The sequence below is a fragment of the Burkholderia sp. MSMB2157WGS genome, from assembly GCF_001532755.1.
GTDB lineage: Bacteria > Pseudomonadota > Gammaproteobacteria > Burkholderiales > Burkholderiaceae > Burkholderia.
Window position 1 is genome coordinate 175,703 of record NZ_LPJG01000053.1, and the last position, 24,764, is coordinate 200,466.

22 protein-coding genes are annotated in these 24,764 nt (G+C 65.1%); 14 read left to right on the plus strand and 8 right to left on the minus strand.

From position 1 onward, the window contains the following. Positions 1–117 precede the first annotated feature (117 nt). The 4 genes from WT53_RS30335 to WT53_RS30345 all read left to right on the plus strand — a co-directional run bounded on the left by WT53_RS30335 (position 118) and on the right by WT53_RS30345 (position 4,270). On the plus strand, positions 118–360 hold the full coding sequence (locus tag WT53_RS30335; RefSeq protein WP_034209223.1) for a DUF6566 family protein: 243 nt from the start codon (positions 118–120) through the stop codon (positions 358–360). An 86-nt stretch (positions 361–446) separates the two neighbouring features. Beyond that, the gene (locus tag WT53_RS30340; RefSeq protein WP_034209222.1) at positions 447–1,154 is read left to right on the plus strand and encodes a succinate dehydrogenase/fumarate reductase iron-sulfur subunit; all 708 of its coding nucleotides are present in this window, start codon (positions 447–449) and stop codon (positions 1,152–1,154) included. A gap of 469 nt (positions 1,155–1,623) precedes the next feature. After that, positions 1,624–1,770 carry a hypothetical protein gene (locus tag WT53_RS33715; RefSeq protein WP_155294510.1) on the plus strand — a complete coding sequence of 49 codons (147 nt, stop codon included), beginning with the start codon at positions 1,624–1,626 and terminating at the stop codon, positions 1,768–1,770. 508 nt (positions 1,771–2,278) lie between these two features. After that, a complete protein-coding gene (locus WT53_RS30345; protein ID WP_230624962.1) occupies positions 2,279–4,270 on the plus strand; it encodes an alpha-galactosidase in 1,992 nt (663 codons plus the stop codon). Positions 4,271–4,415: 145 nt separating this feature from the next. Here WT53_RS30345 and WT53_RS30350 read toward each other — a convergent pair whose 3' ends face one another. Continuing rightward, positions 4,416–5,090 (minus strand): HAD family hydrolase, encoded by a 675-nt coding sequence (locus tag WT53_RS30350; RefSeq protein WP_034209221.1) that lies wholly within the window; start codon positions 5,088–5,090, stop codon positions 4,416–4,418. A 199-nt stretch (positions 5,091–5,289) separates the two neighbouring features. Between WT53_RS30350 and WT53_RS30355 the strand changes: the two genes are divergently transcribed. Further along, positions 5,290–6,474 (plus strand): sugar transporter, encoded by a 1,185-nt coding sequence (locus tag WT53_RS30355; RefSeq protein ID WP_034209220.1) that lies wholly within the window; start codon positions 5,290–5,292, stop codon positions 6,472–6,474. On the opposite strand, the gene WT53_RS30360 is transcribed toward WT53_RS30355, so the two are convergent. The 7 genes from WT53_RS30360 to WT53_RS30390 form a co-directional block, all read right to left on the minus strand. Further along, positions 6,471–7,661, minus strand: a complete 1,191-nt coding sequence (locus tag WT53_RS30360) for a helix-turn-helix domain-containing protein (RefSeq protein ID WP_230624961.1) — start codon at positions 7,659–7,661, stop codon at positions 6,471–6,473. The two genes, WT53_RS30355 and WT53_RS30360, sit on opposite strands and share 4 nt — an antisense overlap. A 167-nt stretch (positions 7,662–7,828) precedes the next feature. After that, positions 7,829–8,956, minus strand: a complete 1,128-nt coding sequence (locus WT53_RS30365; protein ID WP_034209219.1) for an NAD(P)-dependent alcohol dehydrogenase — start codon at positions 8,954–8,956, stop codon at positions 7,829–7,831. A 14-nt stretch (positions 8,957–8,970) separates the two neighbouring features. Continuing rightward, positions 8,971–10,440 carry a benzaldehyde dehydrogenase gene (locus tag WT53_RS30370; RefSeq protein ID WP_060262577.1) on the minus strand — a complete coding sequence of 490 codons (1,470 nt, stop codon included), beginning with the start codon at positions 10,438–10,440 and terminating at the stop codon, positions 8,971–8,973. A 260-nt stretch (positions 10,441–10,700) separates the two neighbouring features. Further along, complete coding sequence (locus tag WT53_RS33180; RefSeq protein ID WP_080747850.1) at positions 10,701–11,312, minus strand: C39 family peptidase; 612 nt, start codon at positions 11,310–11,312, stop codon at positions 10,701–10,703. 3 nt (positions 11,313–11,315) lie between these two features. Next, positions 11,316–12,158, minus strand: a complete 843-nt coding sequence (locus tag WT53_RS30380; RefSeq protein ID WP_155294509.1) for a hypothetical protein — start codon at positions 12,156–12,158, stop codon at positions 11,316–11,318. Then, positions 12,076–12,876 (minus strand): aspartate/glutamate racemase family protein, encoded by an 801-nt coding sequence (locus tag WT53_RS30385; protein ID WP_034209215.1) that lies wholly within the window; start codon positions 12,874–12,876, stop codon positions 12,076–12,078. The genes WT53_RS30380 and WT53_RS30385 overlap by 83 nt, the downstream gene beginning before the upstream one ends. Before the next feature lie 13 nt (positions 12,877–12,889). Next, complete coding sequence (locus tag WT53_RS30390; RefSeq protein WP_060262579.1) at positions 12,890–13,963, minus strand: ATP-grasp domain-containing protein; 1,074 nt, start codon at positions 13,961–13,963, stop codon at positions 12,890–12,892. A 1,080-nt stretch (positions 13,964–15,043) separates the two neighbouring features. Between WT53_RS30390 and WT53_RS30395 the strand changes: the two genes are divergently transcribed. From WT53_RS30395 to WT53_RS30435, 9 genes are all read left to right on the plus strand, one after another. Further along, on the plus strand, positions 15,044–16,180 hold the full coding sequence (locus WT53_RS30395; RefSeq protein WP_034209213.1) for a muconate/chloromuconate family cycloisomerase: 1,137 nt from the start codon (positions 15,044–15,046) through the stop codon (positions 16,178–16,180). Positions 16,181–16,231: 51 nt separating this feature from the next. After that, complete coding sequence (gene catA / locus WT53_RS30400; RefSeq protein WP_034209212.1) at positions 16,232–17,173, plus strand: catechol 1,2-dioxygenase; 942 nt, start codon at positions 16,232–16,234, stop codon at positions 17,171–17,173. A gap of 116 nt (positions 17,174–17,289) precedes the next feature. Then, positions 17,290–18,648, plus strand: coding sequence for a Rieske 2Fe-2S domain-containing protein (locus tag WT53_RS30405; protein WP_034209211.1), 1,359 nt, complete (start codon positions 17,290–17,292; stop codon positions 18,646–18,648). Continuing rightward, positions 18,645–19,133, plus strand: coding sequence for a benzoate 1,2-dioxygenase small subunit (gene benB, locus WT53_RS30410; protein ID WP_034209210.1), 489 nt, complete (start codon positions 18,645–18,647; stop codon positions 19,131–19,133). Before WT53_RS30405 ends, benB begins: the two co-directional genes overlap by 4 nt. Positions 19,134–19,172: 39 nt before the next feature. Continuing rightward, positions 19,173–20,195, plus strand: a complete 1,023-nt coding sequence (benC, locus tag WT53_RS30415; RefSeq protein ID WP_034209209.1) for a benzoate 1,2-dioxygenase electron transfer component BenC — start codon at positions 19,173–19,175, stop codon at positions 20,193–20,195. Then, entirely contained in the window at positions 20,192–20,968 is a 777-nt protein-coding gene (benD, locus tag WT53_RS30420; RefSeq protein WP_034209208.1) for a benzoate diol dehydrogenase BenD, read from the plus strand. The genes benC and benD overlap by 4 nt, the downstream gene beginning before the upstream one ends. 108 nt (positions 20,969–21,076) lie before the next feature. Continuing rightward, a complete protein-coding gene (locus WT53_RS30425) occupies positions 21,077–21,475 on the plus strand; it encodes a RidA family protein (protein WP_034209207.1) in 399 nt (132 codons plus the stop codon). 91 nt (positions 21,476–21,566) lie between these two features. Beyond that, positions 21,567–22,703, plus strand: coding sequence for a porin (locus WT53_RS30430; protein WP_052100418.1), 1,137 nt, complete (start codon positions 21,567–21,569; stop codon positions 22,701–22,703). 172 nt (positions 22,704–22,875) lie between these two features. Next, the gene (locus WT53_RS30435; protein WP_230624960.1) at positions 22,876–24,681 is read left to right on the plus strand and encodes a tannase/feruloyl esterase family alpha/beta hydrolase; all 1,806 of its coding nucleotides are present in this window, start codon (positions 22,876–22,878) and stop codon (positions 24,679–24,681) included. Positions 24,682–24,764: the final 83 nt, after the last annotated feature.

Sequence of the window (24,764 nt, forward strand, 5' to 3'; positions counted from 1 at the left end):
GGACGCAAGCGGCGTGCCGGCCGGGCACGGCGCGTGCGCACGAGGCCGACGGCGTGCGTGGCGCGCCGCCGGCGCGCATTTTTTGCATCGCCATCGCAGATAAGACAGGAGGCCACCGTGGCACATCAACAGGACGCACAGGTTCGGGACCCGTATCGCGGTCATGAAATCCTCGTATGGGCGCGGCCCAACGAGCGAGGCGCGTGGCGCGACGAGGTACAGGTGTACGCCGCCGGCGCGCGCATCGAACTGGCCGTACCGGAGGCCGCCGGCCCCGAATGGCTGACCGAGGTCGAGGCGCTGCGCGCGGGCGTCGAGCGCGGCCGCTATCTGGTCGACAAGCGCGTGGACGACGATTGATCGGCATGGCGCTTGCGGCGCCGTGCGCCGCAACGCCGTCCCGCAGCATCCCGTGAACCCATGCCGGCCCGCGCCGGGAGGAACCGATGAGCGATCCGCGCACCTTGCATATCTACCGCTACGATCCCGATCGCGACACGCAGCCGTACCTGCAGCGCTACGAGATCGACGTGGACCCGGCCGACCGCATGCTGCTCGACGTGCTCGGCCGCGTGAAGCGCGACGACGAGACGCTCGCGTACCGGCGCTCGTGTCGCGAGGGGATCTGCGGCTCGGACGCGATGAACATCAACGGCAAGAACGGCCTCGCATGCCTGACCAACATGCAGACGCTGCCGCGCGAGATCGTGCTGCGGCCGCTGCCGGGGTTGCCGGTGGTGCGCGACCTGATCGTCGACATGACCGACTTCTTCAACCAGTACCACTCGATCCGGCCATACCTGATCAACGACACGACGCCGCCCGCGCGCGAGCGGCTGCAATCGCCGGAAGAGCGCGACCAGCTCGACGGGTTGTACGAATGCATCCTGTGCGCGTGCTGTTCGACGTCGTGCCCGAGCTATTGGTGGAACCCGGACAAGTTCGTCGGGCCGGCCGGGCTGCTGCAGGCGTACCGCTTCATCGCCGATTCGCGCGATCTGGCGACGGCCGAGCGGCTCGACGATCTCGAGGATCCGTACCGGTTGTTCCGCTGCCGGACGATCATGAACTGCACAGACGTGTGCCCGAAGGGGCTGAATCCGACGAAGGCGATTTCGGAGATCCGGACGATGCTGGTCAGGCGGACGGTGTGACGCGCGACGCCTGAATGCTTGCCGTGGAACTGATGACAATACCGCGGTCAGCAGTTGCAGCAGAGGTCGTCGCGCCGTCCAGCCGTCCATCCTGGAAGGCGACATGGCGATGAAGCGCGACGCGCACGACTTCGATGGGTCGTCGTGGAAAGGTCTATCGCTTCGGCGTGGTTGCCGGCTGAAACGCTGAATAGCGCATGACGTGGGTCGAGGTCGCTGCGTCATTCTCAATGTGTCTCAGGATCACCGTGCTGGAGGCCCCGACGTACGTTCGATGCTCGACCATGCGCCTCCGATCGTTCTCGACATTCAGCGCACGAACCTCGAATCCCGGTTCGCGTGCCAGGGGTGACCTTCAATCCCGTGCATTTGTCCGCTTGGCCGCCTCCACGCCTCACCGCGGTCATCTTTTTTGTCCCATATAAATCGCCTTGACCGTCAACGTCTGGATGAACGCGATTGTCCGGACGTGCGCCGCGATATCAAGGATACCGAAGAAATACTGCGGCATGTGTACGCGATCAAGGGAGGATTTGCGATGGTGCAGGAGCATGCGATAGTCGCGATCCGCGCCGAAATCGAGACGCAGGGCCTGCGGGGCATGTCGACGCGATGAGCGGGTTGCTCGCGAGGTTGTCGGATGCGTGACCCGGCTGCTCGGATCATGCAGCGATGGGATCGGACAGCAAGACGACGCTATCCACGCCGACGGGAGCGGTCCGGCAGCATGAGCGTGTCAACCGAAATTGATTGAATCGGTTAAATAATTGCATCTTTCGGCTTGATTGTGGAAATGATCCCAGTATCTGGCCGCGCGTCGCAAAGATTGAATAAACGCCAAGGAACTCACTAATCTGCGAACGCGTGCCGCGCACACGGGTACGCGCCACTCAAATAATCTGGAGACGCAGATGAATTTGAAAAATAAGTTAGGAATATTGACTGTCGGCATGCTGCTGGCGGCCGGCGTGATATCCGGGTGTGGCGGTGACGATGCGAGCCCCGCCTCCGTCAGCAGCAGCGCCGCGATGGCGGCTACCGGAGCGGGCGGTACCGAGACGACCGCGACGTCCGACAGTGACGCGACGACGGACGCGGCACCGTCCGCGCGAAAGCAGATCGCCGTGAATCCTCCGCCGATGGGCTGGTCGTCATGGAACAGCCTCGCGGAAGATGTCAGTTTCGATACGATCAAGGCGCAAGCGGACGGGTTGGCCAAGCTGAACGAGAGCATTGCGTCGGGCAACAAATACCAGTATGTGAATATCGACGAAGGCTGGTGGACCTCCCGAAAGCGCGACGCGAACGGCAACTTCATTATCAACGTCGACATGAACGGCAATCCCACCAACCAGTGGCCGGGCGGCATGAAGGCGATGGCCGACTACATTCACGGCAAGGGGCTGAAGGCGGGCATCTATATCGACTCGGGGCCGCAGGGCTGCGGCAGCACGAACGGCGTGCACTTCGTCGGCAGCGATTACGCGCACTACGATCACGATTTCCTGCAGTTCGCGCAATGGGGCTACGACTTCGTGAAGGTCGACTGGTGCGGCGGCAGCGCGGCCGGATACGATCCGCAGCAAGCGTATACGGCGATCTCGCAGGCCATTCAGAAAGCCTACGCCGCGACCGGAAAGCTGCTGGTGCTGAACATGTGCGACTGGGGCACGTTGGGCAAGAGCGGTTATCCCGATGCTGGGCTGGGGCCGTGGGCCTGGGGCGCGGGGATCGCCACGTCGTGGCGTACGACGGGGGACATCTACGGCCCCGGAAGCGGCGTTCCGAAGTTCGGCTCGGTGCTGGGCAACTTCAACGGAAACTATCATCCGGAAGGGCAGCACACCGGCTACTACAACGATCCCGACATGATGGTTGCCGGCATGGGCATGACGGCGGCGAACGATCTCGCCCACGTGAATCTATGGGCGATCGCCGGCGCGCCGATGATCCTCGGCAACGATCTGTCGAAGCCGCTTTCGAGCGACAGCGTGACCCTGCTCACCAACCCCGAACTGATCGCGATCGACCAGGATGCGCTGGGACTGCAGGGATTGAAGGTCGCGGACGCCAACGGGCAGCAGATCTGGGCGAAGCTGCTGGCCGGCAGCGGAAGGCGTGCGGTCCTGCTGTTCAACAACGGCGCCGCGGCGAGCCCGATGACGGTGACGTGGAAGCAACTGGGGCTGGCTGCGGGCACCCGGGCCACGGTGCGCGATGTCTGGGCGCACAAGAATCTCGGCACGGCCGCCGACGCCTATACGGTCGCGAGCGTTCCGGCCGGAGGCACCGTGATGCTGGTGCTGCGCGGCAAGGACGCGCCGTCGTCCACGTTCCTGCCGAGCACGCTGTCGGGGGGCGCCGCGTATGCGCATTGCATCGCTTGCGCGAGCGGCAGGAAGGTCACGGGGCTGGGCACGGTGACGTTCAGCGACGTCGCGTCGTCGACGGTCGGCGGCTTCGTCCGGATCGCTTACCTGAATGCCGGGCCGGAAACCGCCAAGGCGCAGCTCGGCGTGAACGGCGGCAATCCGACGACGGTGGCATTTCCGCCTGCCGGCAAATCCGTCGGCACCGTGACGGTATACGTCGGGCTGAAGTCGGGGCTGAACACGTTGACGCTGTCGAGCCTCGACGGTGCCACGCCGGCGCCCGAGATCGCATCGGTCGCCGTGGTGGCCGGGCCGGTGAAACTGCCGCCCCCGCCTCCGCTGGCGTACGAAGCCGAGGCGGCCGGCAACACGCTCGGTGGCGCGGCGCGCGTTGCGCCCTGCAACGGCTGCTCGGGCGGCCAGGACGTCGGCTACATCGGCAACGGCGATGGAACCAGCAACGGCACGCTGACGATCAACGGCATCAACGTGGCGGCGAGCGGGACGTACAGTGTGTCGGTCAGCTACGCGAACGGCGATGGGGCGCCGCGTAATGCGCAGATCAGCTTCGACGGCGCGACGCCGGTCACGGTATCGTTCCCGTCGACGGGCGGCTGGGGGAACGTATCGACGCTGACGGTGACCGGCACGTTCCAGCAGGGCAGTGCGAACACGCTGCGTTTCTCGAACCCCACGGGCTGGGCGCCCGACATCGACGGCATCGCCGCTCCGGTGAAGCAGTAACGACGACGCGCGCGGCCTGCCGGTTCGGGCAGGCCGCGCCTTCACGTCGAGCTTGTCGCCCACGCAAGCTGCCGGAAACTTGCATGCGATCGCCGCACCGGCCCTCGGGTGGGCCGGTTGCCGACATCGACGGGCCGCCCGGCGCTCAGGGCCGCGCCGCCACCTCGTCGAGGTGCCACAGCAGGTCCGCCGGATCGTCGTACACGCGCAGTGCGCCGGCGCGTTCCAGTTCGTCGCTGCCATACCCGCCCGAGAGCAGGCCGACGCCGAGCGCGCGGCAGCGGGCGGCCGCGAGCATGTCCCAGATGCTGTCGCCGACCACCACCGTATGCTCGATCGGCACGTTCAGCTTCGCGGCGGCGGTCAGGAACAGGTCCGGGTCCGGCTTCGCATATTTCACCTGATCGCGCGTGACGACCACGTTCTTCGCCGGATCGACGCCGAGCGCCTCCAGATTGATCGCCGCGGTTTCCATCCGCCCGCTAGTCGCGATCGCCCAGCGGATGCCGGCATTCGACAGCGCGGCCAGCAGCTCGCGCGCGCCCGGCAGCGGCCGGACCTGCGCGCGCAGCCGCTGGTATGCGGCCGCATGCAGCCGCGCGAGCCGCTCGACGCGCGCCGCGTCGATGTCGCCGGCCGTCTCGCGCAGCAACTGATTCAGGAACAGGCCGCCGCTCATCCCGATCTTGCGGTGGATGCGCCATACCGACAGCTCGATGCCTTCGGCGTCGAGTGCTTCCTTCCACGCGAGTACGTGCTGATAGACGCTGTCGACGAGCGTGCCGTCGAGATCGAACAGAAATGACGTTTCAATACGCATGCGAATCTCCTGGCCCGGTAGCGTTCGGGCAAATCGTCGGCAAAACCCGGTTCGTCACATTATCGGCGCGCGGCCGTGTCACCGCCATGTCCCGCGCGGCACGCGCCGCGTCCGCGGCAGCGTGTCGAACGGCGCTGGTACAATCGCGCCGATGCGCCGGGCGGGCCGCCCGCGCGCCCAACCTTCGCCGAATTCCCGTATGGCAACCCCCGACGCCGTCAGTTCCGAGCAATCGTGGTGGGGCGTTCTGGCCCTTGCACTCGCCGCCTTCATCTTCAATACCACCGAATTCGTGCCCGTCGCGCTGTTGAGCGCGATCGGCGACAGCCTGCAGATGCAGCCGACCGCGGTCGGCCTGATGCTGACGATCTACGCGTGGGCCGTTGCGGTCGTATCGCTGCCGCTGACGTTCGTCACGCGTCACGTCGAGCGCCGCAAGCTGTTGAGCGTCGCGCTGCTGGTGTTCGTCGGCAGCCACGTCGTGACCGGCGTCGCGTGGAATTTCACGGTGCTGATGATCGGCCGGCTCGGCATCGCGTGCGCGCATGCGGTGTTCTGGTCGATTTCGGTCCCGCTCGCCGTGCGGCTCGCGCCGAGCGACCGCAAAAGCCGTGCGCTCAGCCTGCTCGCGATGGGCTCGGCGATCGCGATGGTGGCCGGGATTCCGCTCGGTCGCGTGATCGGCGAGGCGTTCGGCTGGCGCGTCACGTTCCTGATCATCGCGGGCGCGGCGGGCGTCGCGTTGCTGCTGCTGCGCGCGACGTTGCCGTTGCTGCCGAGCCAGGGCGCAGGCTCGCTGAGCAGCATCGGGGTATTCCTGCGCAAGCCGGCGCTGGTCGCGCTGTACGCGATTACCGTGCTCGTCGTGTCCGCGCACTTCACGTCGTACACGTACATCGAACCGTTCGTGCAGAGCGTCAACCATGCGAGCAGCAGCCGGATCACGTACGTGCTGATCCTGTTCGGCGTCGCCGGCCTGCCGGCCGCGGTCTGCTTCAATCGCCTCTATCCGCACCGGCCCGACGATTTCCTGCTGGCGTCGATCGTCGCGCTGTCGGGCTGCCTGCTGATCCTGTTCCCGTGCGCGCTGAACATCGTCACGCTGTCCGTGCACACGCTGGCGTGGGGCGGCGCGATCGTCTGTTTCGGGCTGGCGATGCAGGCGTGGGTGCTGAAGCTGGCGCCGGAGGCGACCGACCTGGCCGTATCGATCTATTCCGGGCTGTACAACGTCGGCATCGGCGCCGGTGCGCTGCTCGGCAACCATATCGCGGGCGACTTCGGGCTGCCGTGGATCGGCACCTTCGGCGGCGCGGTCGCGATCTTCGCGGCCGGGATCGCGTGGCTCGCGTTGCGGCTGCACGAGCGGCGGGCGGAGGCTTAGGGCTTCGTCCCGAATCGCCGATGCGGCCCGTCGGGCCGGATTCCCGCCGTATCGAGCTGCCGAAGTTTCGCGTACAGCGTCGTGCGTGAAATGCCGAGTTGCCGCGCGGCCGCCGACACATTGCCGTCGTGTTCGTCGAGCGCCCGGCGGATCGCATCGAGCGACTGTTCGTGCAGGCTCGCCTGCGGACCGGCGGCCGGCGCCGCGTTGCATACGTCGGCGGCGTCTTCGAGCCCATCGGCCTGACGCGCGAGCGTCGCGCGATCGAGCGGCGCACGCACGGTGCGCACCCATACGTGGCTACCGTCGTCGCGCGCGATCCGCTGCGGCGTGCGCGACGGCGTCAGCAAGCGCCGCTGCTGCGCGGGCGTCGCGCCGGGAAACAGCTGCCGGAGATCGTACGGCCCGAGCGGCCCTTCCGGCGCGAGATCGAGCATCCGGCGCGCCAGCCGGCTCACCGCGCGCACGCGGCCCGCTTCGTCGAGCGCGACGACGCCGGCGAGCGGCGTGCCGAGCCAGCGCGCGTCGTGCTGAACCTGCAGCAGATGGCAGTCGCGCAGCATCGCATAGAGCCGCTGCTCGGCGGACAGCGACGCGTGCCGGAACGACTCGCGCAACTGCGCGACATTGCGCCGGCCGACGCCGGTGATGTCCAGCGCACCGATCACTTCGCCGTCGAAGCCGACCAGCGGCACCGCGAGACAGAACACCCGCGAAAACGCGTCGAGATAGTGCTGCGCGCCCGCGACGACGGTTTCGGCGCCGTCGTGGATCACGCAGCTCGGGGCGGTCGTGCCGATGTTCGGTTCGACGATCCGGCGTCCAATGACGATCGGCGTGAGCAGCGCGTCGTCGCATTGCGGGCTGCGCCGTACATGGACGATCGTGCCGTGCGGATTGACGCACATGATCGTCCATTCGTTGCCGCCGAATGCGGCCCACAGCGGCTCGATTTCCTGCGCGACGCAGCGGGTCAGCCGCCGGTCCGCGCGCGATTCGTCGAGTTCGCGCTGCATTTCGTAGCGGGCGGTTTGCCACGGCCGCAGCCCGGCGTCGCGCGAACGCAGCCACGAGCGCGCGACGCTGGCCGGCAAGGCCGTTTCCGGCAGCGGTTCGCCCGCGGCGAAGCGGGCGCGGAGCCGGTCGAGGTCGACCGGCCGAGACAGGGATTCGGGGGCTGGGTTCACGCTGCGCTCCAGTGGGGTCGATGTCCGGGCCGGGTATTGCCGGCCCGGCGTGTCGCGCGAATGCGTAATATAGCCCGGTGCCCGAAGCCGGGTATTTTCGTTCCCGGCAACGGCGTCCACCGCATGACGCCGGTTGGCGTCGGCGGGCGGCCGGCGGTGCCCCGCGCCTAGTGCGGCAAACGCAGGATCGGCTTGAGCGTGCTCCCGTCGCTGCTGTCCGCAGCCGCCTGATTGATCTGGTCGAGCGGATAGAACTTCACCAGCCGGTCGAACGGAAACCGTCCTTGCAGATGCAGTTGCACGAGTTGCGGGATGAACGTCTGCGGCACGCTGTCGCCTTCGACGATGCCGCGGATCGTGCGGCCGCCGAGCAGCAGACTGTTCACGTCGAATTCGGCCTTCGTGCCGAGCTTCGGCGCGCCGACCACGCCCATCGTGCCGCGCGAGCCGAGCGCTTCGATCCCTTGCGACAGCACGGCCGGCAGCCCGGTCGATTCGAGCGCGAAGTCGGCGCCGCCGCCGGTGATCTCGCGGATCGCGTCGACGACATCGACTTCCCGGCTGTCGATCGCGTGCGTCGCGCCGAGCTCGAGCGCCAGCGCGAGCCGCGACGGCACGATGTCGACGGCGATGATCGTCGTCGCGCCCGCGATGCGCGCGGCCATCACGGCGCTCATGCCGACCGCGCCCGCGCCGAAGCTCGCGAAGCTGCTGCCCGGGCGCACCGCGAGCGAATGGATCACCGCGCCCGCGCCGGTCTGGATCCCGCAGCCGAGCGGGCCGAGCAGCTCGAGCGGCGCTTCCTTCGGCACCTTGATCGCGTTGTTCTCGCGCGCGAGCGCGTAGCTCGCGAACGACGACTGCGCGAAGAAATGATCGTGCAGCGGTTGCCCGGCTTCGTCCCGGATCGCGGTCTGCCCGTCGGCGTCGGCGCCGCCGAAATTCAGCGCGAAGAACTGCCGGCAATACGCGCCGTGACCGCCGACGCACGACGCGCAGTGGCCGCACGCGCCGTAGGTCAGCACGACGTGATCGCCGGCGGCGAGCGTCTTCACGTTCGGGCCGACCGCCTCGACCACGCCCGCGCCTTCGTGACCGAGCACGGCCGGCAGCGGCACCGGATAGTACTGGTCGCGCACGATCAGGTCGGTATGGCACAAGCCGGTCGCGACGACGCGCACCAGCACCTCGTCGCCGCGCGGCGCGCGGATCCGGGCCGCTTCGATCGAAAAGGGCGCGCCGGCGGCGCGCGCGACGGCCGCGGTGACGGCGCGTGTATCGTGTTCGGTGTACATGGTCGGTCTCCTCGTCAAATCGGATAGAGCGGCGCTTCGCCCTTGATCGTCAGCCACTGCCACTGCGTGAATTCTTCCCAGTTTGCCGCGCCGCCGATGCTCGAGCCGTTGCCCGACGCGCCGACGCCGCCGAACGGGTTGATCGCCTCGTCGTTGACCGTCTGGTCGTTGATGTGCAGCAGCCCCGTGTTCAAGCGCTCGCCGATGCGCAGCGCGCGGCCGACGTCGGCGGACAGGATCGCCATCGACAGCCCGTATTCGGTCCGGTTCGCGAGCGCGATCGCGTCTTCGTCGGTATCGAACGGCACGACGACCGCCACCGGCCCGAAAATCTCCTCGTCGAAAGCCGGATTGCCCGGCGCGACGCCGCTCAGCACCGTCGGCTCGAAGAACAGGCCGCGATGGCCGCCGCCCGTCTCGACGCGGGCGCCCGCGCGGCGCGCCGCGTCGACCAGGTTCGCGGCATGGTCGCGTTGCGCGGCGTTGATCAGCGGGCCGAGGCCGACGTCGCCGGCGGCCGGGTCGCCGACGCGCAGGCTGCGCGCCTTCTCGACGAGCTTCGCGACGAAGCGATCGTGAATCGCGCGCTGCACGAGCACGCGGCCGGTCGTCATGCAGATCTGGCCTTGATGCAGGTACGCGCCCCATGCGGTGTTGGCGATCGCGCGGTCGAGATCGGCATCGTCGAGCACGATCAGCGAGTTCTTGCCGCCGAGTTCGAGCGACACCTTCTTCAGGTGGCGGCCCGCCGCTTCGCCGACCTTGCGCCCGGCCGCGGTGGAGCCGGTGAACTGGATCATCGCGACGTGCGAATCGGCGACCAGCGCCGCGCCGGCCGCGCCGTCGCCGGGCAGCACGTGCAGCACGCCTTCGGGCAAGCCGGCGAGCTCGAACACGCGCGCGATCGAGACGCCGCCGCATACGGCGGTACGCGGATCGGGCTTCAGCACGACCGCGTTGCCGAGTGCGAGCGCGGGCGCGACCGCACGCATCGCGAGGTACAGCGGGAAGTTGAACGGCGAGATCACGCCGACCACGCCGCGCGGGCGGCGGCGCGCGAGCGACAGCCGGCCGGCTGCGGACGGGAGCACTTCGCCGGCCGCGCGCGATGGCAGGCCGGCTGCTTCGTGGAGCGCCTTGATCGTGACCGACGTTTCGAACGCCGCCTTCGCGCGCGTCGAGCCGCTTTCGCGCACGAGCCAGTCGACGATTGCATCGAAGTGCGTTTGCGCGACGGCCGCCGCGCGGCGCAGGACCGCTGCGCGCTCGTCGTAGGGCAGGGCGAACCATGCGGGCTGGGTGCGGTGGGCGGCGGCCGATGCTTCGGCGATGGCCGCGCCGTCGGCGAGACCGACGCGGCCGAGCGTGTGGCCGGTCGCCGGTTCGATCACGTCGGCCGTGTGCGGGCTCGCATGCCAGCGTCCGGTGAAGGTCTTGCCGCGCCAGACGTCGGGGTCGAATAGGGCGGGGTGGGTGATATCCATGTGCGCTCCTGGGGAAATCGGATCGGCCGGGGCGGGGTTGGTGCTTGGGGGCTGGCCGGCATGCGCGGGAGGGTAGGCGGGGGCGGAGAGGCGGGGCTATCCGGGTTTCTTCCCACGCGCGGAGGGCGCGTGGATTGGGGGGGGTTTGCGATTCTGTGTGCGGAAACTGAACAGTCGTTGCGCGATTTTTGCCGCATGCTGTCTGATGACACGACAGGTATGGCTGGTGCGGCGGGACGTGTGCTGTGTCTTTTGTGCGCTTATGGTGCAATCAGAATCCCTCTGTTTGCGAAATAGCGATCGAATGTACTACGCTCCATCGACACGTATTCCTGCGTGTTATGTTCAAAGCCTGACGGATTGTGAAACACCCACTCATCGGTCGCGGGATTGACTCCAAGCACCAGGACAAGATGCCCGCCACGCGTAGGAGGCTCAAACCCTGCATGCCGGATTCCCGGATGAACAGACGCCATGAACATATATCCGTCGCGCAAGCTGCATTCGATCATAGATGATTCCGTATGCTCGACGACACGACCATCGATCTGAAAGCGCTCGCGAATCCAGTTGACGAATGGTCGGTAGAGCAGGCGCTTTCCTTTGTCGCCAATCTCGGGTTGATAGACACCGAAGGTTACGGCCTCACGCACGAGTTCCAACAGCGGAATCACTCGCGCGGTGCGATGTGCCAGCAACATCTTCAAGCATGTGATGCCGCAAATGTGCGGGCTCCATTGAGCATACTCGGCTGGGCTGCTGGCGCCTGAGTTGCGCCAGAGCGGATCGTCCTCGGCGCGCAGTTCGCGCGACACGAATTGAGAGACCAAGGCCCTTGATTCCCATTGCGAAAAATACGGCACGTCAATCATTTTTCATCCCATGAACAGAAGTGCAACGCCTACGGCCGCCACTGCGCCGAACACGAGTTGCTCGCGAAGTTTGCCTTCGTCGTAGAGAATGGCTGAGACGCCCAATAGCAACGGGACACGCAGCGCAATCGCTAGGTAACCTAACGCGACGGGCAAGATCGTTTGTAATGAAAAATTGAAGAATAACTCGGGGAGCGCCCATATTGCCCCCACAAACAGGAGCGGGCGGACGCGAATGCCGAAAAGCGTGCGCCGGACGCACCATGCCGCAAGTACGTTTCCGAGACCGGTCCAGAACAAATAGGGAAGCCAGCCGGCTCGCGGGATGCCAATCTTGTCGCAGACAGCGAAACCAACGACTATCACGATCATCCACACAAACCGCCGCTTGTCTGCCACTTGCATCGAAGCGAGATGACCGAACATGGCAAAACCGACCCCAGCCGCAAACAATATCGAGATCGCTGCGATACCGCTTGGCGTGAGGTGGGTTCCAAATGCCCACGATTCGACGGCCGCGATGAAGCCGATAGCGATTGGGAACGTATAAGTCGTCGCGGACAAGCTCCGCCCGATGAGACGCTGCTGCATGCTCATCAGCACAGCGAGCAACGCGCCCTTGACTAGACCTGCGCCAACGCCGCCAAGATGTGAGTGCAGAACCGGCGCGCGGCCGGCTATAGCCAGAACCGACCACAATGCGACGCAGCTCACGACTGTGCCGAGGCCTACACACAGCGAGGTGGCATCGGGGTCAATGTCGTCAACGACCCGCTTGAACAGTAGCGTCCGAACGGTGACGAGCAGCAGAATTACCAGAAAAAATTCGGCCTGTACCAAGCTCAAGGTTGCTGTCCTCAATCGTGGATCGATGGCTCGATACGCCGAGTGCCGAATCGAGATGCACGTCGATGGAGTCGATGATCGCAATTCCGCCGTGGAAGGCGAAGTTCGGAAGGATGAGCGGGATTTCGGTGCATCCCAGAATTACGGCCTCGACGCCGGACAGCGCGAAGTTCTTCACGACCCCCATGAAGATATCGCGCGATACTTGGGAAAAAATACCGTGGCACAGTTCGCGATAGATGATGTTGTGAATAACGGCGCGGTCGCTTGCTTCAGGCGTCACCACTTTGACACCGGCCGATTCGAGTCGCTCTCGATAAAACTCGCGCTCCATTACGTACCGGGTTCCCAACAATCCGACACGCCTATAGCCGCAATTCAGAATGTGCGACCGCGTTGAGTCGATGATGTTGACGATGTCCAGATCGAAGCTGCGTTGAAGCCGGTCGCAGGTATTGCTCGTCGTATTCGAGCAAATCAGCAACTTTCGTGCTCCTGCATGCTGAATAACCTCCGCCGCCCGGGCGAGAATGCCGTACTCCCCGTCGACATCGTTTGCCTGCTGCCGTGCGAGGATCTCTTCGAAATTCAGACTTACCATGACGAGATCTGCAGAGACATGCGAGCCTCCCGATTGCTGTGCTCGCATGTTCAGCCGCCGATAGTATTCCATCGTCGATACCCAGCTTACACCGCCTATCAAGCCAATCCGTTCCATTCATGCCTCCACGTCAGTCGATTTGATAATCGACGAAGCTTTTCCGCGGCTTCTCAGAAAGAAGATTGCTGCGGAACTGCAAGATTGCTTCGGCGAGGGTGATATTGGATGCCCCGAGCATCTTTGGGAACAGGCTGTTACGCATCAGGCCTGGGATCGGATTGGCCTCGAGGAAGAAAACAGAATCATCTGAGGATGAAATGAAATCGAATCGACACATGTTTCTAAAACCGACGGATCGAAATATGTCGACTGATATCTTCTTCATAGCCCGAATGACTGTCGATTCATTCGTTACGACGATCTCGTTCGCTTTTCCGGTACGATGCTTTTGTTCGTGACCAAAAAATGCGCCATCCGTTTCGATGCGGACTGCAGGCAATGCGATGATGGAGTCATTCTTCTGGATGCATCCGATTGAATACTCAGTGCCTGAAATATATTTTTGGACGAGGGCATGTGTGTCATGTTGGAAAATTTGCTCTAGATTCTCGTTGATCGACGTTATATTGTCGAAGTCGACGATATAGCGATGCGTGAATAGGGATGCGCCAAGGGAATTTGGCTTGACGACGACGGCCATTCCGGAAAATCGATCCATGATGCGAGTGCCGGCTTCAAGGAGGTCGTGGTCCTGTAGCAAGAGCGTGTCAGGGATTTGTACCTCCGGATGCGTGCTGGCCACAAATTGATTCATGTGGTATTTGCTCATCGCCAGACTGGCTGCAAGAACGGGCCCGAAACTTCCAGGCACAGATGTTATTGCTGCCGCACCTTGAACATGGCCGTCTTCGCCGAAGTTTCCGTGCAGCAGGTTCAGGACAAATGTGCCAGCGTTCGCCATTCGTCCTAGAGCAGCCCAGTATGGCATGGGCTTGCAAGACCCCATGTAGTCGTCCAGAGAGAGATCAGGCTGGAACGGCGTGATGGTGACGCGGCCTTCGACATCTACGTAGTAGATGTCTTCTATCTCTATCAAATCACCTTGATGGATTTCCCTGGCAACGTGACGGAACGATTCTACCGATGCTCGATGTTCCGAAGACTTCCCGCCAAATACGATCGAAATACGTACACGACTCGACATTAGAGCCTCCGACGGTTTCAGTGGTATTGAAGGAATTCGACGGATCTCAGATCAAAAATCCGTCACGAAAGCAAGTTCACGGATTCTAACGGCAGCGGAGACGAAAAATTATTTTATTTTGGTCTAAAATTAACTTTAGAACATGATTATTATTTTTCTCGATGGATAGCCTGGCAGAATTGTCAGAGTCTAAAAAATGGATTGATGATGAAACATTTTTATATTGGACTATCTCCGAAGCGTTGATAAGGTCCAGGTTCAAGCGCATCACGTGCAGCCTGCTTTTGTCACGGGATCCCTACGGGGAACGCCTATAGCAGGAAGACATCGAGATTGCCCTGAACTGTCGCAATCGCCTCGTTCGTGCTACAGACGAAGAAAGGAGAGATAGTCCCTTTCGGGAAGTCTCTTGTGAGTCCGCTGCGGCCGAAGGAGAAGGTGACCTCTCGCTCGAAGATCGGCGCGCGGAGCACTGAGTGTTCTTTTGCAGGGAGTATCAGCGCATAGAGCGACCGCCTACAGGATCAATACCGCTCGTTTGCGAGGCGTTCGATTCGATGGCCGATTGGGGTTGGCCATTCAATTCGGCTGCTATCGGTCTACACGCTGACGTTCGGTAAGGGATTCCCAAGGACCGCTCCTTGCCGATAGTTGCCGTCAGCCTCTGATGAACGACGAGTATCGTCAACAACGTAGGTTTCTACCTACCCCCTTACTTCCCGTCGTTCGCAGAAACCGACGCCGAAGCCGAAAGCTGCAAGGCCAGCCCACCGTTTTCCCATCAGGAAAACCCTGATCGACCCAGGCCGGCCGCCGATTCCAGCCGATTTGCCCGCTGCAGAAAGCAACCGCGCCGCGCCCCCCGCCAAGCGATATCCCGCCCCCCAGCGACCCCGCTCCAGCAAGCCTTCCAGCCCGTATACCTAGCCAAATCAGGTATGGTGCAACGCAATATTTCGCATCCTGACCGCGATTTCCATACCCACCAGGTATCAAAAATCCCGCCTAAAAGTATTGGACGCTCCATTTCCCCGCCGCGTATAAATCCGTCCCATGAACTCCCCCCACGCAGCGTGCCCCATGTCCTCCGCCACCATCGAACGCATCGAAACCCGCCTCGTCGATCTGCCGACGATCCGTCCGCACAAGCTGTCGGTGGCCACGATGCACGGCCAGACGCTGATGCTCGTGAAGGTGTTCTGCAGCGACGGCGCGATCGGTATCGGCGAAGGCACGACGATCGCCGGAATGGCCTACGGCCCGGAAAGCCCGGAAGCGATGAAGCTCGCGATTGACGCGTACCTCGCGCCGGCGATCGTCGGCAAGGACGCGACGCGCGTCCAGACGCTGATGGCGTTCGTCGGCAAGCTCGCGAAGGTCAACCACTTCGCGAAGAGCGCGCTCGAAACCGCGCTGCTCGACGCGCACGGCAAGCGGCTCGGCGTGCCGGTCAGCGAACTGCTCGGCGGGCGTCGCCGCGATCGCCTGCCGGTTGCGTGGACGCTCGCGTCGGGCGACACGTCCACCGACATCGCCGAAGCAGAACGGATGCTCGACCTGCGCCGCCACAACGTATTCAAGCTGAAGATCGGCGCGAAAGCGCCGGAAACGGATATCCGCCACGTGGCCGAGATCAAGAAGGCGCTCGGCGAGCGCGCGTCGGTGCGCGTCGACGTGAACATGGCGTGGAGCGAGACGCAGGCCGCTCGCGCGATTCCGGCGCTGGCCGATGCGGGCTGCGAACTGGTCGAGCAGCCGGTGGCGTCCGCGGCGGCGCTGGCGCGCCTGATGCGCCGCTTCCCCGTCGCGCTGATGGCCGATGAAATCCTGCAAGGCCCCGACAGCGCATTCGAGATCGCGAAGCATCACGGCGCGGACGTATTCGCGATCAAGATCGAACAGAGCGGCGGCCTCTTCGCCGCACAGCGCGTGGCCGCAATCGCGGACGCGGCCGGCATCGAGCTGTACGGCGGCACGATGCTCGAAGGTGCGTTCAGCACGGTGGCGTCCGCGCACCTGTTCGCGAGTGTCGCGAACCTGCAGTGGGGCACTGAGCTGTTCGGGCCGCTGCTGATCACCGAAGAAATCCTGACGCAGCCGCTGGATTACAGCGACTTCGAACTGACCGTGCCGGACGGCCCCGGTCTCGGCATCGCGCTCGACGAGGACAAGGTCAGGCGCTTCACCCGCGACGGGCTGACGAAAGTCGTGCGGTAACCGAGTCAGGCAAAGACCGTCATTCCCCCAAATACACGTGGAGACAGCATCATGAGCGTCAAAGTTTTCGATACCCGGGAAGTGCAGGACCTGCTGAAGGCCGCGTCGAACGCGGGCGCGAACGGCACGAAGGGCGACGCGCGCACGCAGCAGATCGTGCTGCGCCTGCTCGGCGACCTGTTCAAGGCGATCGACGATCTCGACATCTCGCCCGACGAAGTGTGGGCCGGCGTGAACTACCTGAACAAGCTTGGTCAGGATGGCGAAGCAGCGCTGCTCGCGGCCGGCCTCGGTCTCGAGAAATATCTCGACATCCGGATGGACGCCGAGGACGAAGCGATCGGGCTGCACGGCGGCACGCCGCGCACGATCGAAGGGCCGCTGTACGTGGCCGGCGCACCGGTGCGCGAAGGCGTCGCGAAGATCGACCTCGATGCCGACGACGGCGCGGGCCCGCTCGTGATTCACGGCACGGTCACGGGCCTGGATGGCAAGCCGATGGCCGGCGCGCTGGTCGAGTGCTGGCACGCGAACTCGCATGGCTTCTACTCGCACTTCGACCCGACCGGCGCGCAGAGCGATTTCAACCTGCGCGGCGCGGTGAGGACGGGTGCGGACGGCAAATACGAATTCCGCACGCTGATGCCGGTCGGCTACGGCTGCCCGCCGCAGGGCGCGACGCAGCAACTGCTCGACCGCCTCGGCCGCCACGGCAACCGCCCGGCGCACGTGCACTTCTTCGTGACGAGCGACGACCACCGCAAGCTGACGACGCAGTTCAACATCGACGGCGATCCGCTGATCTGGGACGACTTCGCGTATGCGACGCGCGAGGAGCTGATTCCGCCCGTGGTCGCCAGGACCGGCGGCACGGCGCTCGGCATGAAGGCCGATGCGTACCAGGACATCGAGTTCAATTTCGTGCTGACGCCGCTGGTGCAGGGCCGGGACAACCAGATCGTCGAACGCCCGCGCGCTTCCGCAGCGGCATAACTGCCGGCGGCACGGCGGCGCGCGTGCGCCGCCGCTGTCGGCCGGTCCCCCGAGATTCAACCGATACCGATGCGAGCGTGCTTGCAGGACGCGGCACGCGCATGGAAGGAGCCATCATGTCCGCCACGATCGACCACACCGACACACTGGATCACCTGCTCGAAACCGCCGTGCAGGATGACAAGGAGGCCGGCATCTTCCGCTGCCGCCGCGACATCTTCACGAACGCGGAACTGTACGAACTCGAGATGAAGCACATCTTCGAGGGCAACTGGGTATATCTGGCGCACGAAAGCCAGATTCCGGACAACAACGATTACTACACGACGTGGATCGGCCGCCAGCCGATCGTCATCACGCGCGACAAGACCGGCGAGCTGCATGCGGTCATCAATGCGTGTGCGCACAAGGGCGCGATGCTGTGCCGCCGCAAGCACGGCAACAAGGGCAGCTTCACGTGCCCGTTCCACGGCTGGACCTTCTCGAACACCGGCAAGCTGCTGAAGGTGAAGGACGAGAAGACGACCGAATACCCGGTGCAGTTCAACACGCACGGCTCGCACGACCTGAAGCAGGTCGCGCGCTTCGCGAACTATCGCGGCTTCCTGTTCGGCAGCCTCAATGCGGACGTCCTGCCGCTCGAGGATTATCTCGGCGAGGCGCGTGTGATCATCGACCAGATCGTCGACCAGGCGCCGAACGGCCTCGAAGTGCTGCGCGGCAACTCGTCCTACATCTACGAAGGCAACTGGAAGATGCAGATGGAGAACGGCTGCGACGGCTATCACGTCAGCACCGTGCATTGGAACTATGCGGCGACGATGGGCCGTCGCAAGGAAGACGGCACCAAGGCGGTCGATGCGAACAGCTGGAGCAAGTCGGTCGCGGGCGTGTACGGCTTCGACCACGGCCACATCCTGCTGTGGACCCGAACGATGAACCCGGAAGTGCGGCCCGTGTACCGGCATCGCGACGAAATCCGTGCGCGCGTCGGCGACGTGCAGGCCGATTTCATCGTGAACCAGACGCGCAACCTGTGCGTGTACCCGAACGTGTTCCTGATGGACCAGTTCAGCACGCAGATTCGCGTGGTGCGGCCGCTCGGCGTCGACAGGACCGAGGTCACGATCTTCTGCTTCGCGCCGAAGGGCGAGAGTGAAGCGGATCGCACGACGCGGATTCGCCAGTACGAGGATTTCTTCAACGTGACCGGCATGGGCACGGCCGACGATCTCGAGGAATTCCGCGCGTGCCAGGCCGGCTATGCGGGCATCACGGCGATGTGGAACGACCTGTCGCGCGGCGCGCCGCTGTGGATCGACGGGCCGGACGAGAACGCGAGAAGGATGGGGCTGAACCCGCGCATTTCCGGCGAGCGCAGCGAGGACGAAGGGCTGTTCGTGTGCCAGCACGAACACTGGGTGAACGTGATGCGCGATGCGCTGAAGAAGGAACGCGGGGAGGTGGCGGCATGAGCTTCGATTACCGGACGATTTGCGCGGCGCTGTATCGCGAAGCGCGCCTGCTCGACGATCGTGCGTGGGACGAATGGCTGACCTGCTACGCCGAGGACGTCACGTACTGGATGCCCGCGTGGGACGACGACGATCGCCCGACCGACGATCCGACCAGCCAGATCTCGCTGATGTACTACACGGACCGCGGCGGCCTCGAGGATCGCGTGTTCCGGATCAAGACCGAGCGCAGCGGCGCATCGACGCCCGAGCCGCGCACCAGCCACAACGTGACGAACGTCGAGGTGCTGGCCGAACGCGACGACGAGGTGGACGTGCGCTACAACTTTCACACGCTGAACCACCGTTACCGCGTGACCGATCACTTTTTCGGCACGATGTTCGTCACGTTGCGCAAGGTGGACGACGCGCTGCTGATCTCGAGCAAGAAGATCGTGCTGAAGAACGACTACATCCGGCAGGTGCTCGACGTGTACCACGTCTGACGCCGATCGTTTCGACAGGAAGGAAAGGGAGGCGACGTCATGTCCACCTACAAGATTGCACTGAATTTCGAGGACGGGGTCACCCGCTTCATCGACTGCAAGGCCGGCGAGAAGGTGCTCGACGCGGCCTTTCGCGCGAAGATCAACCTGCCGATGGATTGTTCCGACGGCGTGTGCGGCACCTGCAAGTGCCGCGCCGAAAGCGGCCGCTACGACCTCGGCGACGATTACATCGACGACGCGCTCACCGAGGACGAGAAGGACGGCGGCCTCGTGCTGACCTGCCAGATGGTGCCGCAAAGCGATTGCGTGATCGCGGTGCCGACGTCGTCGGTCGCCTGCAAGACCGGGCAGAGCAGCTTTGCCGCGACGGTCGCGAAGATCGAGCAGCACAACGATGCGGCCGTCGTGCTCGAACTCGATGTCGGCGCGAGCGCGCCGGTGTTCCTCCCGGGCCAGTACGTGAACATCGGCGTGCCGGGCAGCGGCCAGCACCGCTCGTATTCGTTCTCGTCCGCGCCGGGCGACGCGAAGGTCGGTTTCCTGATCAAGAAGATTCCCGGCGGTGTGATGAGCACATGGCTCGAATCGGCGCGGCCGGGCGACACGCTCGAGCTGCACGGGCCGCTTGGCAGCTTCTATCTGCGCGACGTGCAGCGGCCGCTGCTGTTCCTCGCCGGCGGCACGGGCCTCGCGCCATTCCTGTCGATGCTCGACGTGCTCGCGCGCAGCGGCTCGCAGCAGAAGGTGCACCTGATCTACGGCGTCACGCGCGACCTCGATCTCGTGCTGGTCGATGCGCTCGACGCGGTGGCGGCGAAGCTGCCGAACTTCAGCTTCGCGACGGTCGTCGCCGACGCCGCGTCGAGCCATCCGCGCAAGGGCTGGGTCACGCACCACATCCCGGCCGACGCGCTGAACGACGGCGACGTCGACGTGTATCTGTGCGGGCCGCCGCCGATGGTCGATGCGGTGCGCCAGTATTTCGACGACGCAGGCGTGAAGCCGAACAGCTTCCACTACGAGAAGTTCACCCCCAACGTCACGGCAAAGGCGGCATGACCATGCAACGATTCTCCGGCAAGGTCGTCGTCGTCACCGGCGCGGCGCAGGGCATCGGTCGCGGCGTCGCACTGCGCGCGGCGGCCGAGGGCGGCAAGGTGCTGTTCGTCGATCGCGCGGATTTCGTGGCCGAGGTGGCCGCGCAGGCGTCGGGCGGCGATACGGCAGGCTTCGTCGCGGATCTCGAGACGTACGAAGGCGCGCATGCGGCGATGGCGCGCGCGGTGCAGGCCTTCGGCGGCATCGACATCCTGATCAACGGCGTCGGCGGCGCGATCCGCATGCGGCCGTTCGCCGAGTTCGAGCCCGCGCAGATCGACGCGGAAATCCGCCGCTCGCTGATGCCGACGCTTTATGCGTGCCATGCGGTGCTGCCGCATCTGATCGCGCGCGGCGGCGGCACGGTCGTCAACATCTCGTCGAACGCGACGCGCGGCATTCGCCGCGTGCCGTACTCGGCCGCGAAGGGCGGCGTGAACGCGCTGACGTCGGCGCTTGCGATGGAGTATGCGGAGCACAACATCCGCGTCGTCGCCACCGCGCCGGGCGGCACCAGTGCGCCGCCGCGCCGCGTGCCGCGCAATGCGGCCGGCGACACCGAGCAGGAACAGGCGTGGATGGCCGAGGCCGTGCGGCAGGTGACCGAATCGACGTACTTCAAGCGCTACGGCACGCTCGACGAACAGATCGCGCCGATCCTGTTCCTCGCGTCGGACGAGGCGAGCTACATCACGGGTACGGTGCTGCCGGTCGCGGGCGGTGACACCGGTTGAAGCGCGCGCCTGCCGAGCTGCTTGCCTCACGGGGCAGGTGTCGCGGCCTGGTGCACGACGACCATGACACAACAGGCCGGCGCGGCAAGCCCGGCCACGGAGACACTCATGAGCAAACGCGAAGCGATCATCCCGGCCGGCATGGAGGCCGTATACGAAAAAATCGGCTATGCGCCGGCGATCAAGGTCGGCGATACCGTTTACGTATCCGGCCAGATCGGCCGCGACGCGGCGATGCAGTTGGTCGAGGGCCGCGAAGCCCAGATCGTGCAGGCCTTCGAGAACCTCAAGCGCGTACTGGACGCCTGCGGCGCGTCGTTCGACGACGTGGTCGATCTCATGACCTTCCATACCGACATGCGCGACCTGCCGTTGTTCATGCAGGTACGCGACCGCTATTTCCATGCGCATCCGCGGCCGGCATGGACCGCGACCGGCGCGCACATGCTCGGCGGCTCGCCCGGCTATATCGTCGAGATCAAGGCGGTGGCGGTGCTGCGGCCCTAGTCGCGGCGGCGCATCGCCCGTCCGGCCGGTCGATGCGATCAATCAGCTCTACATATAAACAGAATCGACCATCAAAAGGTTTGGAGACAGCATGAGACTTCGGCATCTCGTCGGCGGAGCTTTGTTCGGAATCGCAACGACCGGTTTCGCGCAAGGCAGCGTGACGTTGTACGGCATTCTCGATACGGGCGTCGAATACGTGTCGCACGCGAATGCGCAGGGCAAGGGCATCGTGCGGATGCCGTCGATTACCGGCGAGCTGCCGTCGCGCTGGGGGTTGCGTGGTGCGGAGGATCTCGGCGGCGGCTACAAGGCCGTGTTCGCGCTCGAAAGCGGCTTCAACGTCGGCAACGGCACGATGGGGCAGGGCGGCCGTCTGTTCGGCCGGCAAAGCTGGGTGGGGATCGAAAGCCCGTACGGCACGCTGTCGTTCGGCCGTCAGTACACGATGACGTACTACGCGGTGCTCGACGCGGATCTGCTCGGCCCGAACATCTACGGGCTCCCGTCGCTCGACGCATACATTCCGAACGGGCGCGCGGACAACGCGGTCGCATGGCGCGGCAAGTTCGGCGGCTTCACGGCCGGAGCGATGTATTCGTTCGGCCGCGATTCGGCCGGCACCGGCAACTCGCCGGGGCAAGGCACCTGCGCGGGCCAGACGCCCGGCGACACGACCGCGTGCCGCCTGTGGTCCGCGATGCTGAAGTACGACTCGACCGCGTTCGGGATCGCGGCATCGTACGAGGAGCAGCGCGGCGGCAGCGCGACCGCGGCCGCGAATTTCTTCGACGGCGTGAAGCCGGTCCCGCTCGCGTCGAACGGCGACCGCGACGACCGCGCGCAGGTCAACGGCTACGTGAACGCATTCGGCATGAAGCTCGGCGGCGGCTGGATCGGCCGTTGGGCCGACGCCGGCGCGTCGGGCGGTCCGAACCTGCACTCGAACATCTACTACCTCACCGCGAGCTACTACGTGACGCCGGCGTTCGTCGCCGATGGCGGCGTCTATCACGTGAACGTGTCCGGCCAGGATGCGCGCGCGACGCTCGGCGCGCTGCGCGGCACCTATTTCCTGTCGAAACGATCCGCCGTGTACCTGCAGGGTGCGTACCTCGCCAACAGCGCGCACGCGGCATTCACGGTCAGCGCCGGCGGGGGCGGCACGACGCCCGCGCCGGGGCAAAACCAGGTCGGCGTGATGGCCGGAATCCGGCACATGTTCTGACCGGACGTGTCGGGCGACGCATGAGCGGCCCGGCATGCGATGCAATGCGATGCCCGCGGTTTTCGCGCGGGTATCGGCTTTCCCTATACGCAAATCGATCGAGAGAGAACGGAGGGATGCAATGGTGTCGATGCTCAACGGTAGAACCCGTCGTGGTGGATGGTGTTTCGGCATGGCTGTCGCGGCGTCCGCGGCCGGCATGCTGATGGTGTCCGGTTGCAATGACGACGAAGCCCGGAATGCAGGAGGCGGCACGGCCGACGCCGCGTTGACCTGCGATCAGACGATGAAGGCGCGATTCGCGCCGGATGCGAACACGACGGTGATCGCGGTGAAGTCGTTCAAGGCGGGCGATCCACTGGCGCTCGATGCGTCCGCCGTCACCTCCGCGACGCCCGTCGCCGGCAACGATCTGTGTCTCGTCAAGCTGAACGTCGGCCCCGGCAACGCGGGCCCGTCGGGCGCGCCGTCGACGTCGGCCGGCATCGGAATGGAAATCTGGCTGCCCGCGCCGTCGAACTGGAATCGCAGGATTCACAACCTCGGCGGCGGCGGGTGGCAGGGCGGTGCGTACGGCGACCCGACGAAGATCGCCAGCGCGGGCGGCACGCCGAGCGCCGCGACGATCGCGGCGTCCGAGGGCGCGGTGGTCGGCACGACGGATACCGGGCACACGATCCAGAACGGCTCGTTCGCGATGAATCCCGACGGCACGATCAACACGACGCTGTGGACGGACTTCGCGCAGCGCAGCCTGCACGAGCTGGCGCTGAAGACCAAGGCGCTGGCCGCCGCCTATTACGCGGCGCCGCAGAAGTATGCGTACTGGGACGGCTGCTCGACCGGCGGCCGGCAGGGCTACAACGAAGCGCAGAACAACCCGTCCGACTACGACGGCTACCTGACCGGCGCCCCCGCGTTCAACTGGTCGAAGTTCATCACCGGCGAACTGTATCCGCAGGTCGTCGCGCAAACCGATCTCGGCGGCGCGACGTTGACCGATGCACAACAGGCGTTGCTGTCGGGCGCGGCCGTCAGCGCATGCGATGCGGTCGCCGGCCAGCACCTCGGCTACCTGATGGATCCCGCGCAATGCCGCTACGATCCGACGCAGGATGCGAGCGTGCTGTGCGCGGGCGTGACGGTCGGCACCGTCACCGGAACGAATACGACGGCCGCGTGCGTGACGGCCGCGCAGGCGAGCGCGATGAACAAGACCTGGTACGGGATGACGCGCGACGGCTCGGTGCCGAGCCCGGCGCTCGACACCGGCACGGCGACGTCGCTCGCCGGCAACCAGATGTGGTTCGGGCTGATGCGCGGCACGGGCACCGGCGCGCTGGCCGGCGCGACCCCGTTCAGCATCTCGACCGACCTCGTCGCGCTGGAGCTGCAGGATCCGACGATCGCCGGCGCCGGCTTCGCAAACGCGACCGGCAACGGCGCGAACCAGTGGAAGCGCCTCGGCTATGCAGGTCTTGCGCATGCGTACGATCAGGGTATCGCGCTGCAGCCGTCGTTCGGCAACATCAATACGGACAACCCGGACCTGTCGGGTCTCGTGCGGGCCGGTGCGAAGGTCCTGCACTATCACGGTCTTGCCGATCCGCTGATCACGCCGTCGGGCAGCATCAACTACTACGAACGCGTCGCGAGCCGGATGGGCGGCATACCGGCGGTGCAGCAGTTCGACCGGCTGTTCCTCGTGCCAGGCATGGGGCACTGCAGCGGCTACGGGGGAGTGAACGGCACGGCCGGCCCCGCGCAGACGGCGAATACGGTGCCGCTGCCGCATGCGGACCGTCAGGATCTGTACGCGCGGCTGGTCGACTGGGTCGAGCACGGGCAGGCGCCGGCCCGCATCGACCTCACGTCGGCGGACGGCAGCGCGAGCCAGCCGGTGTGCATGTATCCGACGAAGGCCACGTACATCGGCTCGGGGTCGATCAGGGACGCGGCGAACTACTCGTGCAAGTGACGGACGGGGGGGCCGCGGTGCGTCGCGGTTGCCGTGCATGTCGATGCGGGCGGCGCAGGCCGCCCGCGCCGCGTCGAGCGAGC

Coding starts and splice junctions, on each gene's coding strand:
- WT53_RS30355 (WP_034209220.1), top strand. CDS start 5,290: ATGGCAACCCCCGACGCCGTCAGTTCCGAGCAATCGTGGTGGGGCGTT.
- WT53_RS30425 (WP_034209207.1), top strand. CDS start 21,077: ATGAGCAAACGCGAAGCGATCATCCCGGCCGGCATGGAGGCCGTATAC.
- catA (WP_034209212.1), top strand. CDS start 16,232: ATGAGCGTCAAAGTTTTCGATACCCGGGAAGTGCAGGACCTGCTGAAG.
- WT53_RS30395 (WP_034209213.1), top strand. CDS start 15,044: ATGTCCTCCGCCACCATCGAACGCATCGAAACCCGCCTCGTCGATCTG.
- WT53_RS30390 (WP_060262579.1), bottom strand. CDS start 13,963: ATGTCGAGTCGTGTACGTATTTCGATCGTATTTGGCGGGAAGTCTTCG.
- WT53_RS30370 (WP_060262577.1), bottom strand. CDS start 10,440: ATGGATATCACCCACCCCGCCCTATTCGACCCCGACGTCTGGCGCGGC.
- benB (WP_034209210.1), top strand. CDS start 18,645: ATGAGCTTCGATTACCGGACGATTTGCGCGGCGCTGTATCGCGAAGCG.
- WT53_RS30430 (WP_052100418.1), top strand. CDS start 21,567: ATGAGACTTCGGCATCTCGTCGGCGGAGCTTTGTTCGGAATCGCAACG.
- benC (WP_034209209.1), top strand. CDS start 19,173: ATGTCCACCTACAAGATTGCACTGAATTTCGAGGACGGGGTCACCCGC.
- WT53_RS30385 (WP_034209215.1), bottom strand. CDS start 12,876: ATGGAACGGATTGGCTTGATAGGCGGTGTAAGCTGGGTATCGACGATG.
- benD (WP_034209208.1), top strand. CDS start 20,192: ATGACCATGCAACGATTCTCCGGCAAGGTCGTCGTCGTCACCGGCGCG.
- WT53_RS30405 (WP_034209211.1), top strand. CDS start 17,290: ATGTCCGCCACGATCGACCACACCGACACACTGGATCACCTGCTCGAA.
- WT53_RS30350 (WP_034209221.1), bottom strand. CDS start 5,090: ATGCGTATTGAAACGTCATTTCTGTTCGATCTCGACGGCACGCTCGTC.
- WT53_RS30340 (WP_034209222.1), top strand. CDS start 447: ATGAGCGATCCGCGCACCTTGCATATCTACCGCTACGATCCCGATCGC.
- WT53_RS33180 (WP_080747850.1), bottom strand. CDS start 11,312: ATGATTGACGTGCCGTATTTTTCGCAATGGGAATCAAGGGCCTTGGTC.
- WT53_RS30435 (WP_230624960.1), top strand. CDS start 22,876: ATGGCTGTCGCGGCGTCCGCGGCCGGCATGCTGATGGTGTCCGGTTGC.
- WT53_RS30365 (WP_034209219.1), bottom strand. CDS start 8,956: ATGTACACCGAACACGATACACGCGCCGTCACCGCGGCCGTCGCGCGC.